The 14,232-nt window shown below is 35.8% G+C and carries 10 protein-coding genes and 1 pseudogene; 5 read left to right on the top strand and 6 right to left on the bottom strand.

All coding sequences use genetic code 11. The features are described 5' to 3' along the window. The first annotated feature begins 187 nt into the window (after positions 1–187). Positions 188–763 carry a DNA-3-methyladenine glycosylase I gene (locus JGH11_RS15365; RefSeq protein ID WP_201113285.1) on the top strand — a complete coding sequence of 192 codons (576 nt, stop codon included), beginning with the start codon at positions 188–190 and terminating at the stop codon, positions 761–763. A gap of 2 nt (positions 764–765) precedes the next feature. Here the strand turns inward: JGH11_RS15365 and JGH11_RS15360 are convergent, their stop codons facing one another. From JGH11_RS15360 to JGH11_RS15350, 3 genes are all read right to left on the bottom strand, one after another. Then, the gene (locus JGH11_RS15360) at positions 766–1,638 is read right to left on the bottom strand and encodes a pyridoxamine kinase (protein ID WP_201113283.1); all 873 of its coding nucleotides are present in this window, start codon (positions 1,636–1,638) and stop codon (positions 766–768) included. A 954-nt stretch (positions 1,639–2,592) separates the two neighbouring features. Then, positions 2,593–3,210: a hypothetical protein gene (locus JGH11_RS15355; protein WP_201113281.1), complete on the bottom strand. Its 618-nt coding sequence runs from the start codon at positions 3,208–3,210 to the stop codon at positions 2,593–2,595. Positions 3,211–3,472: 262 nt separating this feature from the next. Then, entirely contained in the window at positions 3,473–4,438 is a 966-nt protein-coding gene (locus JGH11_RS15350) for a hypothetical protein (RefSeq protein WP_201113279.1), read from the bottom strand. Between the two features lie 204 nt (positions 4,439–4,642). Between JGH11_RS15350 and JGH11_RS15345 the strand changes: the two genes are divergently transcribed. Then, positions 4,643–5,083 carry a hypothetical protein gene (locus tag JGH11_RS15345; protein ID WP_201113278.1) on the top strand — a complete coding sequence of 147 codons (441 nt, stop codon included), beginning with the start codon at positions 4,643–4,645 and terminating at the stop codon, positions 5,081–5,083. A gap of 43 nt (positions 5,084–5,126) precedes the next feature. On the opposite strand, the gene JGH11_RS15340 is transcribed toward JGH11_RS15345, so the two are convergent. Both JGH11_RS15340 and JGH11_RS15335 read right to left on the bottom strand, forming a co-directional pair. Then, positions 5,127–7,751 (bottom strand): hypothetical protein, encoded by a 2,625-nt coding sequence (locus JGH11_RS15340; protein WP_201113277.1) that lies wholly within the window; start codon positions 7,749–7,751, stop codon positions 5,127–5,129. 56 nt (positions 7,752–7,807) lie between these two features. Beyond that, positions 7,808–8,980, bottom strand: coding sequence for a PBSX family phage terminase large subunit (locus JGH11_RS15335; protein WP_201113276.1), 1,173 nt, complete (start codon positions 8,978–8,980; stop codon positions 7,808–7,810). Between the two features lie 367 nt (positions 8,981–9,347). Here JGH11_RS15335 and mutA point away from each other — a divergent pair, with 367 nt between their 5' ends. From mutA to JGH11_RS15320, 3 genes are all read left to right on the top strand, one after another. Next, positions 9,348–11,234: a methylmalonyl-CoA mutase small subunit gene (gene mutA, locus JGH11_RS15330; RefSeq protein WP_201113275.1), complete on the top strand. Its 1,887-nt coding sequence runs from the start codon at positions 9,348–9,350 to the stop codon at positions 11,232–11,234. Between the two features lie 23 nt (positions 11,235–11,257). Beyond that, positions 11,258–13,405: a methylmalonyl-CoA mutase gene (gene scpA / locus JGH11_RS15325; protein WP_201113274.1), complete on the top strand. Its 2,148-nt coding sequence runs from the start codon at positions 11,258–11,260 to the stop codon at positions 13,403–13,405. A 128-nt stretch (positions 13,406–13,533) separates the two neighbouring features. Then, positions 13,534–13,965, top strand: coding sequence for a DUF2147 domain-containing protein (locus tag JGH11_RS15320; RefSeq protein ID WP_236264024.1), 432 nt, complete (start codon positions 13,534–13,536; stop codon positions 13,963–13,965). An 87-nt stretch (positions 13,966–14,052) separates the two neighbouring features. Here the strand turns inward: JGH11_RS15320 and JGH11_RS15315 are convergent. Next, positions 14,053–14,232: pseudogene (locus JGH11_RS15315) on the bottom strand (hypothetical protein); the annotation flags it as partial.

Genomic DNA, 14,232 nt, shown 5'->3' with positions numbered 1-14,232 from the left:
AGTATATAGATATCGAAACTTTATCTATATACAGGTAATAAGTAAGGTATTTTGAGAGAGAGAAAAGTAACGGGTAGAAAAGCATATAAAAAGTGTAACCTTTGTCACCTTTTTATCTTAATAATTAAAAGGTAGCAATTAGTAATAAAATTACTATTTTTACAAATCAATATATAAATAGAGTCATATGGCAAACGAGATTATACGCTGTGGATGGGTTAATAATGATCCTCTATATATAAAGTATCACGATGAAGAATGGGGTACCGAAGTGATCGACGACAAAACGATGTTTGAATTTCTTGTACTGGAAAGTGCTCAAGCCGGACTCAGTTGGATTACTATTTTGCGAAAAAGAGAAGGTTATCGAAAAGCATTTGCCGGATTTGATGCTAAGAAAGTATCGCTATTTACAGAGCAGGATGTAGAAAGGTTGATGTTAGACGAAGGAATAATCCGCAACAGATTGAAAATCAAAGCTACCATTTCAAATGCACGCTTATTCCTTGAGGTTCAGAGAGAATTTGGTAGTTTCTGCAACTATTTGAAATCATTCCTACCCGAAGGAAAGCCAGTTGTTAACCATTGGAAAACTCTGTCTGAAGTACCTGCTTCGACACCGTTGTCGGATGCGATAAGTAAAGATATGAAGAAACGGGGATTCAAATTCTTCGGTACTACGATTTGTTATGCGCACCTACAAGCAGTAGGTTATGTGAATGACCATTTAATAGACTGTGTATGCAGAACAAAGACAGAGTGATTTCAAATTAGTTCGTAGGTACTGATTTGAATGGGAACATCCAGATTGTGTAATACTTTCTCGAACAATATCCCCTCACGCTGATCATACTCATAGCCGAATGTAGCACGAATTCCCTGATAACAAAACTGCGTAGCACGATCCAGAGCCACAGGCAGGCTATCGCCTTGCATCATAGCTCCTGTCACTACACTTGCAAAGGTATCTCCTACTCCCGGATAGTGGGCCGGAAGATATGGACACGTGACTTTCCAAAAACGATTTCCCCGACTGTTGTAAGCATATACTGATGTTTGATGTGGATTGTCAATCACCGGAACACTTGTTATAATGACTATAGAAGGTCCTTTAGCTGATAATGCTAATAGATACTCTTTCAGCTTTTCGTCTGAGTATTCTTTTTCATATGGCAAATCGAGCAGGTAAGACAATTCGGTAAGATTAGGCGTGATCACATCTGCGACCGAAACCAACCGCCTCATCTCTTCCACTATCTTTATATCAAATCCGGTATAAAGCTTACCATTATCACCTAATACAGGATCAATTACAACAAGATTATTTTCTTTTCTAAATTCAAGGATAAAATCCTTCACTATCTGTATTTGCTCCGATGATCCCAGATATCCGGAATAGAACGTATCGAATTCAGCTCCGAGCTTACGCCATTCGGCTATGATCTTACGCATCTCATTCGTTAAGTCTAAAAAAGAGAAATTAGGGTATTGCGTATGGTTAGACAGAATAGCTGTTGGCAAGGCACTAACCTGGAAGCCCATTGATGTCAGTATAGGAATAACAACTCCAAGTGATACACGTCCGATACCTGACAGATCATGTATGGCGACTACTCTTTTTGTTCTGCTGAAATACATATATTCTTATGTTAAAAATTCTTCAATTATACTTTAGTAAAAGTAATAATTGTAACTGTCTTGCCAAATCTTTATAAAGAAAATATCTATACTCTAAAAAATAAATAATGCCTTAATAGATAACAAAACCATGCGAACTTCACAGCTCACATGGCTTCACACTTCACAAACTACACAAAACTTGCGGTTTTTTCCTAACTATAAAAAAACTCTAAACTATTGATAACGAGATTTTTTAAACATTATATTTATATTGTTTTTTTATCTTTGATTGACTAATATTCAATAACTTATAATCAGACTCTGAATCCACCCTTAATACGACCTTCAATGAACCTAGATATAACTATGAGAAGTTTAAAAGCATTTTTAACAAATATATAAACGATATCAGGCTCAAGAATATATACTATTGTTTAATTTAAAAATTGATCTAGTAACACATCACACTCTTATCTTTTAGTGATTATTATATCTTTATAAAATCACCTTCTTTATAGTTGTAAAAGTACTGTATAGGAATGAAAAAAACTGTCCTTTTTGGGGGAAATTCATCGTATTTTGTTTCTAATTTAACATATACATTTTTATTTTGACTCGAATATGAAAACTTTTCTTCATCAACCCTATCAAAATGCCATTTTGTGAAAACACATAAAACACGAGTTTCGGATATCGAAACAAATATTACTCTGTAAATCCCTGAATATGACGTTTTGGACAAGTCAAAAAAATATATCTGATAGCAACAAGATAATAACTTTATTGCTTAACCTATCTTCTATAGCTTATTTTAAAAGAAAAACTCCAACAAAACATTCAGTAGCAATATTATTCTATTGAAGGTTCTCATCATGTAGTTATAAATAACTTTTTTTCTAAAAACAGACTGTAGCTCAATAAAAGGAGATAAAGAGATTCCAAAAGCCTGTAAGACAATTAAAGATTGGCATATTACATGAAAATAATTCTCAATTGCTTTATTAAATCTGCTGTCGTTAACACATCTGGTTCATAAAGGTCGAGAGATGTTGTTATCATGGGATAATTATCAATAAATTCGAGATGTGGTATCTCGTACAAAGAATAACTATCCATTAAGCCTCTAAAGTAACTAATATCCCTTCCCCAGTATTGAATATATTTTGAACTAGCAACTAATATCAACTCTCGAGTATTCTGTTCTTCATGTATGACTCCAAACTTTATAAATACATCACAAGTAAGCTCTTTTTCATACTTGCTCAATCCATTATATAAACTATACTTATCATGATATGTACTATATCCGGCACTAGCAAGAGAATCGCCCCTAAATGCGGTCAATAAACTTTGAGGCTCAGACATAGCCATCATCATTGATTTGAATAACGACCAAAGTCTATTATTATCAATATTTATTTCTGCAAAAAAATTAAACGGATGCTTTTTATCTAGATTAAATGAGAGCTTATAACCCTCCACAATATTATTATCAGCAGACTGTCTTACTAGTTCCTGTATATCTTTTTGGTCGGGTACTTCATCCATCCTGGCCAATCGTATTGTTCTGGGCAGTCTTAATTTCACCATAGTTCCTTTATTCCTTACCAATAATAGTATTACTGAAATAACAAGGAACTGACAAAAGTGTTTCTCGTATTAAGTTAAAACATCATACAATCATTACACTCTTCATATTTTTAACACCATCAATATATTTGTCGAAGAAAAATGGAATATTACTATATTTTCAAACTGATTTTTCTCTGCATCTGTAATTTCAATCGACTTCTTCCTCTTTAATACATCAAACAACCCTGTTTTGTCCCTATTAAGGTTTTGTACTATATAGTTATACCAATGTATTTACCAATTCTCGTTGTTTTTTAAAAAATTGAACTCGTTGCATTTCTCCACTCTCCGATATCAAGATAGAAAGTCTTTTTAACGTATTAACCCAGTTTTTTAACTGAAGAAAAGCATCTGTATCTAAAGATACGATCGCATTTAGTGTAAATACCCTTATATGGCTGACATTATAATTTTCAGTTTGCAAATAGCTATATGTGGAATCAAAATTTGTACTGGAAAGATAAAACTGCACCTTATTTCCTGTCTCGAACGAGCCTTTAGATGCTATAAGTTCCATATAATCAATAAGGTCTAATAAATCTTTTTTTAGAGCTATTACATCTTCTCGAGTTATAAAACGAACACTGGCAAAATATCGGATATCATTTACCAAATACTGAAAAAGAAAATTATCTAATATATAACAAGTATGCTTTATATGTAAAGATTCTTCAACATATCGCTTTTGTATATCCTCCAGGCGAGCATGTATCTCAATATTCTCAAGTGATTTTAATGGTTCTTCATTATTCCATTGGTATAACCATTTAAACATATAGAACCTCGAAATATATTTGTAGTTGAAATAGAGTGTCTGCGGTAATACATTTACAGCTGATGTCATCTCTGTATAGGGATCTGATCTGGAGCTGTTGAGCAACGATATTACTTCTTCCATCTGATTATAATCTGCATCCATCGGATTAGTATATCTTTCCAGATTTAGCCGAAATGGCCGACGATTCAGTGTATTCACACCTGATATATCATCGAGAGAAATTCCAAAATGGCGTGAGATACTAGCCGCTTCCTCCATTGTGAATGCAACTTCGCTCCGCAACCGCCTATATACAGCTTCTTTTCCTATAAAAAGAATGTCCATCAAAATGTTCGCCACATTTGTTCCTTGCGGTATTTTTTCTTTAATAGCACGCAGAAGAGCTTCGTGCATTGTGTACTGTTTCATATTTTCGTTAATCTCTGGTATTTTCTGAGCAATTGGTCTGCTCGACAATAGTGAGTGCTTGTAATTATAAAGCCAGATAAAGGTAATAAAAAACATGAATATAGTTACTAATCGCCCAACATCTCCCCCCAAATTATTTGATTTATTAACCTATCGAAATTTTGTTTTACATTTTTACTATCTTTGCTCCCTAAATATAAACTTATGCAAACTATTAAGAAATTACTCGCTTTTGCTCTTATCTGTTCTCTTTGCTTTCCTTTTCTTGCTTGTGGTAGTAATGATGAGGACAAACCTATAAATCCCGAAAAATTTGTTTGGAATGGGGATTGGAATGATCCGAATGATCCTAATTACTATGGGGGATATTATAATCCTATCGAGGGAGATTGGCAAAGGTTGGATAATCCTAATATGCGTTTTATCTACAATAAAGATTTCTCTTCTAGTCGTGCCATATATAATACATTAACCGCCAAGTGGGAAATTGAGCCAATTGCTATTAAATATATTATAAATAATACAGCATTTTATGAAAGGCTATCATACATACAATATAAAATTGAGATAGAAAACGATATAGAATATCTATCCGAACGATATCTTGGAGAAGAATGGCGTAAATCAAAACGCTACAAAGAATAAATTTATCCCCTATACTTTTAAATAGGGGATAAATTTATAATACTTATTGTATCTTTCGTATCAATTTCAAAGTTGCTTTCTTTTTACACGAGGGGTCATAACCGTCTATTTCAGCTACATAATATAAATCTCCATTAAATTTCACCCAGCTATCAGGGATTCTGATATATTCTTCAGGGCTTAAAAAACATTCAATAGTAGTATAACAATTATCAGCGTCAGTAAGCAAAGTGAAATAATTATTAAGTATAGAATCTTTTTCATTTTTATAATTCAGAATCATCGATTTATACCCATTCATTTGAGTAGAAACCAACCCTAATTCGATATCTTTATTACCATTTACATCTGTAGGAAAAGTATCTTCCGTTCTATACCAAAAACGTTGAGCCTTATCAATATAATTCTCTTCCTGCATTTTTTGGTAGTCCAAAGTTGTATCATCCCATACCTTTTTATCGGAAACTACAGGAATATTCAATTCGTTATCAATTATCTGATTCCTTATTTTTTTCAGCCAATTATACGAAAAAAATGAAGTTTGGTTTATTTTTTTTAATTCGAGGCTACCTGTTTCGTATTTTCCACCTCCGTCATCGTATTCAGATTTATCATAACCTTCTTCTTGTTTGTCAACTGTAAAGCCTATTTCATATACTGAAGGTAAAGCTATAGACGAATTTCTCCTTACTGTATTTACATCTGCTTTTTCGTCCATGTCTATTATCGATGTTATATTTAAGTTTCTATTTTGAGGCGTATTCAGTTCAAAACTTGTCTGTTCGGTCTGAATTAAACTTAAATTGAATACCTTACAAAAATTTTCAAGCCAATCATTTATTTTTATCGTTGAAGGAAGAAATTTAGTTAGATCGAGTTTATCCGATAGAAACGTAGAATCATCATTCCAATACATGTTTCCTGTTCCTGTCCACTGATCATTTACCTGCAACCAGTTTTTCTCTGTCTGAAAAGCTTCAATAGACAAGTCGAAATCAATTGTGTGCACTATCCATCCATAAAATGATAGTCCTTTTATAGTAAAAAACTTCTCCATATCCGAGTTTGTAGCCAATGTCAGTTTATCATTTTTATCAAACCATGCTATCATACAGATTTTTCCATCTCCTCCAAAACCATCGCTATTTCTTCTAATCTCATTTCTAAAAGGAGTATTCAATAAACTCATTGTATATTTATCAGACCTAGGATTATAATCGATCGTTCCATCTTCTGTTTTCTCCGCTTTATAATATACAGGACAATTTACAGCCGTTAATTCTTTTCCAGATAAATTCTTATCCCAAGACTCTCCTGATTTCTTTACTAATACATTTCTACGTATACCTTCTGTATCTACAGGGTTATGTTCCCAAGAACTTTCATTAAAAGAAAATCCACAGATCAGATGCGGGCTTTGCTTAGTATCTATGAAATTGATACCGCCCGGCTGAGGGTAATATTTAGGATACGTGTCATCCTCGGTCTGATCAATATTCTCTTTATAAAAGACATTGTCAAATCCGAAATCCCGATCTAATTGTTTTTCCTCTCCGTCTTTGTATCTAAGCAACTTTACCTCGAAACGTGAATTATTTAAATTCCAATTCCCATCTGAATGATGCCCCGATATAACAAAAAAGTCTCTATATGGATAAGCCCAATTTTTAACCGTATCCACAGATATTTTCACATCTAATGTTATTTTATAAAATCCATCATGAGGTATATTTATAACATTATGTTTTACCTCCTGCCCTTCTACATTCGTTTGAAATTGGTGAATATTATATCCGGGATCTTCGATCGGTTCCACAATTTCCAGAGTCGAGCTATTTAGCAAATCAGCTATTACAAAATACTTATTATCTACATGTCTCCAATATTGTATCTCTCCTCTATCACTTCTCACATTAGCCCAATTCCCTTTTATCCTCATTTTAGCCAACTCTCCAAAATTCCACGGCATCTGATATTCAGGTGGATTCTGATAGCTCATACATAAGTCTTTTAGCCGTTCATCATTAAATGCCGTCCCTGTAATATCTAATCCTTCTCCTTTAAAAATCTGCTTGATCGTTTCAAGGCAATTAACAGAGGGGGGGATATGATTTAATCGCAACTTAACTGTTTCATCAAATAAATCTTTTGCTGTATACTTTCCATATTCTTTAGGCTCTTTGGGTAATAATCCGTAAAGGACGAAAGGAAAAAAACAAGCTTTTGAATCTTTAGCTATACCTTTATTATATTCTGTAATATCAGTAATCCCCTTAAAATCAACCAGCCACTTCCCAGCCTGATTCATCTTCATCTCTCCAAAAATATCCTTCACTGTCTTCTGAGCCGGAATACCTAAGTTTCCCTTATAATACGTCTTAGTAATCTCACTCATTTTAAACTTTCCATCAAATATTTTTATTCCATTTACTATTAGCTGAGCATCGTAGAGTTGTGAAAACTTTCCCTTTACCTCCTCGGTATTTATATACCTGAATATTTCATTATTTACAGTTGTAGCCGGCAGCGTAATATCGTACGAGCGTTGCGCATCTTTTGTACTCAGTTCCGCCGGGTTGAGCAATTGACGTTTGAGATATACCGAAAAGGTTTCGGGATTCTCCGTTTCACATAATTGTTGATTGATGTATAATTCTAAATTTGCCATTATTTATTATTTTTAAAACATTATTCACTTAGTATACTGATTGTTACACTTACGAATTAGTCCCTTCCCCGTATTACAGAATAAGACAATCCACACCCCTTCTCCATCAACTTATTCAAGCATACATAACGCTGTGCATCAATTGTATGATTGTAGCGATCGACCGGCAAGTTGGTTGGATTTCCGAAATCATCTTTTCGCCAATGATAATTGCGGTATTCGTTTATTATATTTATACTATTCTTGGTTACGTGCTTTTTATACCTATTCAGGATGGAGATACCTGTCACAACACTATCTCTGCCTTTCTGAGCAGGCTCTAACCTCCACCCTTTGGACGAAATTTCCCTGATACTTTTGGGCTCAGCACTATCAGCTATTATATCTATGTGGGAAGGAATACCTATTTTACTCAAATGATCTGCAATCATTATATTATCATAGCCTTTTGCATAGAGCAACTCATCTATCCACAGTTCCCCATCGGCCAAGCGAACATCTACAATGGCTGTAGGATCGTTTGTAAAACCAAAATCCATACCCAACCAGCGCCTCTTATAAAAATCGGGCATCTCTGAAACAACATCCCAGTTCTGAATAATTACACCCTGACGGGAACCCGTCAAACCCTCCCCATACACCTGCCACCAATCTCTATCTCCACGATTCGATTCTATTTCGTTCACTTGGGCCTGCGATAAAAACTCATTATCTTTATATGTAGAATGTATCAATATAGCGTCAGACTGCACCAATACTTTTTCATCGAGCCAAAATTCATAACAGGGGTTACAATCCAAAAAAATCGTTCTCGTAGTTCGGATAGCCAACTGACGATATGTTTCATAATCTATATTAATACATTCGTTTACATACAATATATCTCGCGACGGGCCATGAACTTTTGCCGGATTGTCTGCCGAGAAAAATTCAATCATAGAATCATTTATTCTATATATCTTATCTGTCGCATTCCAACAAGCCGACATCCATTTTCCCTTACGCTGAAGTATGTCTTTAAAATCGCGAATGCAACCCTTCTTCAGATGAGGCATCGATTCGGAAACAATGGAAATCACAAGAGGACTCGCTGTATTTTCGGCTATGGTAAAAAGGAGTTGCAAGGTGCTGTAAGTTTTAGACGAACGTGTCGATCCTTTATTTACGATATATCGCATCCCTGCATTGAAAGCATCTACATTACGGGAAAATACAGAAGTAGTTTTCATATTTCATACTCTTTTTTATTATACTATATAGTTAAATTAGTAACCTTATACTCGGTGTATAGATAAAATTTTGGGATATAGATAAACTTAATCGCCTTCATTTATAGTAAGGATAATAAGAATAGAGAGAAATTAGTGCATTAGTAAGGCTATTAGCTAAATTATATAGATAACAGTAAGAATTTTTAGCCTTTAAAACTTTACCAAGAGAACAAAAAGCTTTACTTTTGTGTTGCCTTTTGAAAAAGGATAACTATTTGAGTGTAAGCACTTATAAATATTATTTATATAGAGATAGACCATAAACATATAATCAACTAAGTATCAATACAATAAAACCTATATACATTAACAATAAAAATTAATCATGGCTAATCAAAAAGAAAAGCTTTTCTCAGACTTTCCACCGGTTTCTACCGAAGAGTGGATGGCTAAGATTACGGCTGACCTGAAAGGCGCCGATTTTGAGAAAAAACTTGTTTGGAAAACAAATGAGGGATTTAAAGTAAATCCTTTCTACAGAAGTGAGAATATTGAAGGCATGCAAACAGCCGATTCTCTTCCGGGTGAGTTTCCTTATGTACGCGGTACCAAGAAAGATAATGACTGGTATACACGTCAGGATATCTGCGTGAACGACTTTAAGGCTGCCAATGCTAAAGCCTTAGATGTACTAAACAAAGGAATTACATCTCTAGGATTCAACATTGACGGTGATGATGTAAACGCAGAAAATATCAAAGCTCTATTAAAAGACATCTGTCCGGAAGCTGTAGAACTAAATTTCAGCACTTGTTATCGTAAATCACTCGATTTAGTAAAAATCCTTGTTGATTATTACAAAGAAGCAGGTGTAGATGTAATGAAATGCTTTGGATCTGTAAACTACGATGCATTCAAACCTCTTTTGAAAAAAGGTCGTGACGCAGAAGGCTGGGTAGAAAAAGCTGCTGAGATCGTAAAAGCTTCTGCTCCTCTTCCACGTTTTCGTGTATTAGCTGTAAATGCATATGCTATCAATGATGGCGGAGCATATATCTATCAAGAATTAGGCTATGCACTTGCTAATGGAAACCAATTACTATCTGCATTGGTTGAAGCAGGATTAGACGCTACATTAGTTGCGAAAAAAATCAAATTCAACTTTGGTATTGGAGGAAACTATTTTATGGAAATAGCTAAATTCCGTGCTGCACGTTGGTTGTGGGCTGAAATAGTGGACGCTTATAAAGCTACTTGCAACCATGATTGTACTAACAAATCTCCAGAAGGTTTCTGCCGTTGCGCAGCTAAAATATACACACATGCACAAACGTCTATCTTCAATAAGACTATATACGATGCTCATGTGAACTTGCTTCGCACGCAAACAGAAGCTATGTCGGCTACCCTTGCGGGTGTTAATTCTCTAACAGTTCGTCCGTTCGATGAAACATACAAAACATCTGACGATTTCTCGGAAAGAATTGCTCGTAATCAACAATTATTATTGAAAGAAGAATGTCACTTCGACAAAATATCTGACCCATCTTCTGGTTCATATTATATAGAGAACTTAACAAAATCTATTGCTGAACAAGCTTGGAAATTGTTCCTTGAAACAGATGAGAAAGGATTTTATGAAGCATTAAAAGCAGGAACAGTACAAACTGCTGTAAAAGAATCTGCTAATGCTCGTTTCCAAGGATTGGCTACACGCCGCGAAATCTTATTGGGAACTAACCAATATCCTAACTTCACTGAAAAAGCAGATAGCAAAATTGTAGAAAAAGAAGCTTGTGGATGTGGCTGCAGTAAAGATGCTCCTTATATGCCTCTTCCTAAAGATCGCCTAGCTACAGCATTCGAAGAACTTCGTTTGGCTACTGAAAAACATGGTGCACCTACTGTATTCATGCTTACTATCGGTAATCTTGGTATGCGCTTGGCACGTGCCCAATTCTCTAGTAACTTCTTTGCTTGCGCAGGTTATAAAGTAATCGATAACTTAGGCTTTGATAGTATTGAGGCCGGAGTAAAAGCAGCACGCGAAAAGAATGCTGACATAATTGTACTTTGTTCGAGCGACGACGAATACGCAACTCTTGCACCTGAAGCCCACAAGCTAATTGCAGGCAAAGAACATTTCGTTGTAGCAGGAGCTCCTGCTTGTATGGATGATCTGAAAGCTCAAGGCATAGAACACTTCATTAATGTGAAGAGCAATGTACTTGAAACTTTAAGAGTATTCAATGCTAAACTGGGAATCAATTAAGTAAGTAGCTAAAATTAAAAAGAATGAAACCAAATTTTAAAAATATAGACATTAACAAAGCAGGTTTTGCAGCAACAGATGCTACAAAATGGGCTGCTGATAATGGTATAGAGGCTAACTGGATTACTCCTGAATTGATTCCGGTTAAGCCTGTTTATACAAAAGAAGACCTTGAAGGCATGGAGCATCTGAATTATGCTTCAGGGCTTCCACCATTCCTTCGTGGACCATACTCAGGTATGTATGCAATGCGTCCGTGGACTATCCGCCAATATGCAGGATTCTCTACTGCTGCCGAATCGAATGCTTTCTACCGCCGTAACCTTGCATCAGGACAAAAAGGACTTTCAGTTGCGTTTGACCTTGCCACACACCGTGGCTACGATGCTGACCACCCTCGTGTAGTAGGTGATGTAGGTAAAGCAGGAGTATCTATCTGCTCGGTAGAAGATATGAAAGTTTTGTTTGATGGCATTCCATTGAATCAGATGTCAGTATCAATGACTATGAATGGAGCTGTACTTCCTGTACTTGCATTCTATATCAATGCCGGACTAGAGCAAGGCGCGAAGTTGGAAGAAATGGCAGGAACCATCCAAAACGATATACTTAAAGAATTCATGGTGCGTAATACATATATCTACCCACCAGAATTTTCAATGAAGATTATCGCTGATATCTTTGAATATACTTCTCAGAAGATGCCTAAATTCAACTCCATCTCTATCTCGGGTTATCACATGCAGGAAGCAGGTGCAACTGCCGATATTGAGTTAGCTTATACACTTGCCGATGGTATGGAGTACCTAAAAGCAGGTATAGATGCAGGCATAGATGTAGATGCTTTTGCACCTCGTCTATCATTCTTCTGGGCTATCGGCATGAACCACTTTATGGAAATCGCTAAAATGCGTGCCGGACGTTTATTGTGGGCTAAGATTGTTAAGAGTTTTGGAGCTAAAAATCCAAAATCGCTTGCACTCCGTACTCACTCTCAAACATCAGGATGGTCATTAACAGAGCAAGATCCGTTCAACAACGTAGGTCGTACCTGTATCGAGGCTATGGCCTCAGCTCTTGGTCATACTCAATCATTGCATACAAATGCACTTGATGAGGCTATTGCATTACCAACCGATTTCTCGGCACGTATTGCTCGTAATACTCAGATATACATACAGGAAGAAACATATATAACTAAAGAAATCGACCCATGGGCTGGTTCTTATTATGTAGAGTCTCTGACAAATGAACTTGTTCATAAAGCTTGGGAGCATATTCAAGAAATTCAAAAACTTGGAGGTATGGCAAAAGCTATCGAAACAGGTATTCCTAAAATGCGTATCGAAGAGGCTGCAGCGCGTACACAAGCTAGAATTGACTCTGGCAACCAAACAATTATAGGTATCAACAAATATCGTTTGGAAAAAGAAGACCCTATTGATATCCTTGATGTAGACAACACAGAAGTTCGTCGTCAACAAATAGAACGTCTGAACGACCTGAAATCTAAACGTGACAACGAAGCTGTGAAAAAAGCATTAGCTGCCATTACAGAATGCGTTAAAACTAAACAAGGTAACTTACTTGAACTTGCAGTAGAAGCTGCTCGTTTGCGTGCAACATTGGGAGAAATCTCGGATGCTTGCGAAGAAGTAGTAGGCCGTTATAAAGCAATAATAAGAACTATATCAGGCGTGTATTCATCAGAAACTAAAAAAGACCCTACATTCCTACAAGCTCAGCAGCTAGTGGAAGAATTTGCTAAAAAAGAAGGCCGCCAACCACGTATAATGATCGCTAAGATGGGTCAAGACGGGCACGATCGCGGAGCAAAAGTAGTGGCAACAGGTTATGCCGACTGCGGATTCGACGTGGATATGGGACCATTGTTCCAAACTCCGGAAGAAGCTGCACGTCAAGCAGTAGAAAACGACGTAAACGTACTTGGAGTATCTTCTCTTGCTGCAGGACACAAGACTCTTGTTCCTCAAGTAATAGCCGAGTTGAAAAAACTAGGCCGTGAAGATATCATTGTTATCGCCGGAGGAGTTATTCCTGCGCAAGATTATGACTTCTTGTACAAATCGGGTGTAGCTGCAATTTTCGGCCCTGGTACTTCGGTTAGTAAAGCTGCTGTACAAATGATGGAAATTTTGTTAGCTGAGTAATTCTGCAAAACAATAATATGATAGAGAAAGGTCATTCTAGAGAATGACCTTTCTTATTTTTTTGTACATTTACCGCAAAATTCTATTTTCAAGGATCACGAATATAGAAATAACTTTTAAAACAAATAATGATGAAATTAAAATTTATTTTACTTGTAGGCTTATGTCTCTCGATAATGACAGCCAATGCTCAATCCGTTATTGGCAAATGGAAAACATTCGATGACGAAACCAAAGAGGCTAAATCGATAGTAGAGATCACAGAGCAGGGCGGTAAAATTTACGGAAAAGTAATAGAAATACTAAACCCTGCTAAAAAAGATATAAAGTGTAATAATTGTACGGGAACAGATAAAGACAAACCCGTAGTAGGGCTTATAATTCTAAAGGGACTGACAAAGGACGGAAAAGAATATAACGACGGAAAGATACTTGATCCATCGAATGGAAAATTATACAAATGCATAGTAAGTCTGGACGGAAAAGACAAACTGAAAGTTAGAGGATATATAGGTGTTTCAGCTTTTGGCAGAACTCAGGTATGGACTAGAGTCGAATAATATTTAAAATATATTGACAAAAAGGAGAGCGCTCAAGCGCTCTCCTTTTCTATTATTAATAAAATACATTTGCAAAAGATTCTATATCTATGATAATACAGCTATTTTAGCCCCTTTATATTCTTTATTTACATTCTCCTTCCTTCTTTTCTTTTCCTTCTTAATAGCCAGTTCTTTCCTTATCATAATCTCGGTTACAATCGCTATCGCACAATAAGCAATAAAAGGAATAGCTATAAGGTACACTACATAATCAGTATGTAGACC

The sequence above is a fragment of the Dysgonomonas sp. Marseille-P4677 genome (assembly GCF_016652235.1).
Lineage (GTDB): Bacteria > Bacteroidota > Bacteroidia > Bacteroidales > Dysgonomonadaceae > Dysgonomonas.
Note: the sequence above shows the minus strand (reverse complement) of the source record. Positions and strands in the feature narration are given on the sequence as shown.

Bases quoted from the DNA above. Each gene is read 5' to 3' on its own strand.
- JGH11_RS15365 (WP_201113285.1), top strand. From the start codon at position 188: ATGGCAAACGAGATTATACGCTGTGGATGGGTTAATAATGATCCTCTA.
- JGH11_RS15360 (WP_201113283.1), bottom strand. From the start codon at position 1,638: ATGTATTTCAGCAGAACAAAAAGAGTAGTCGCCATACATGATCTGTCA.
- JGH11_RS15355 (WP_201113281.1), bottom strand. From the start codon at position 3,210: ATGGTGAAATTAAGACTGCCCAGAACAATACGATTGGCCAGGATGGAT.
- JGH11_RS15350 (WP_201113279.1), bottom strand. From the start codon at position 4,438: ATGAAACAGTACACAATGCACGAAGCTCTTCTGCGTGCTATTAAAGAA.
- JGH11_RS15345 (WP_201113278.1), top strand. From the start codon at position 4,643: ATGCAAACTATTAAGAAATTACTCGCTTTTGCTCTTATCTGTTCTCTT.
- JGH11_RS15340 (WP_201113277.1), bottom strand. From the start codon at position 7,751: ATGGCAAATTTAGAATTATACATCAATCAACAATTATGTGAAACGGAG.
- JGH11_RS15335 (WP_201113276.1), bottom strand. From the start codon at position 8,980: ATGAAAACTACTTCTGTATTTTCCCGTAATGTAGATGCTTTCAATGCA.
- mutA (WP_201113275.1), top strand. From the start codon at position 9,348: ATGGCTAATCAAAAAGAAAAGCTTTTCTCAGACTTTCCACCGGTTTCT.
- scpA (WP_201113274.1), top strand. From the start codon at position 11,258: ATGAAACCAAATTTTAAAAATATAGACATTAACAAAGCAGGTTTTGCA.
- JGH11_RS15320 (WP_236264024.1), top strand. From the start codon at position 13,534: ATGATGAAATTAAAATTTATTTTACTTGTAGGCTTATGTCTCTCGATA.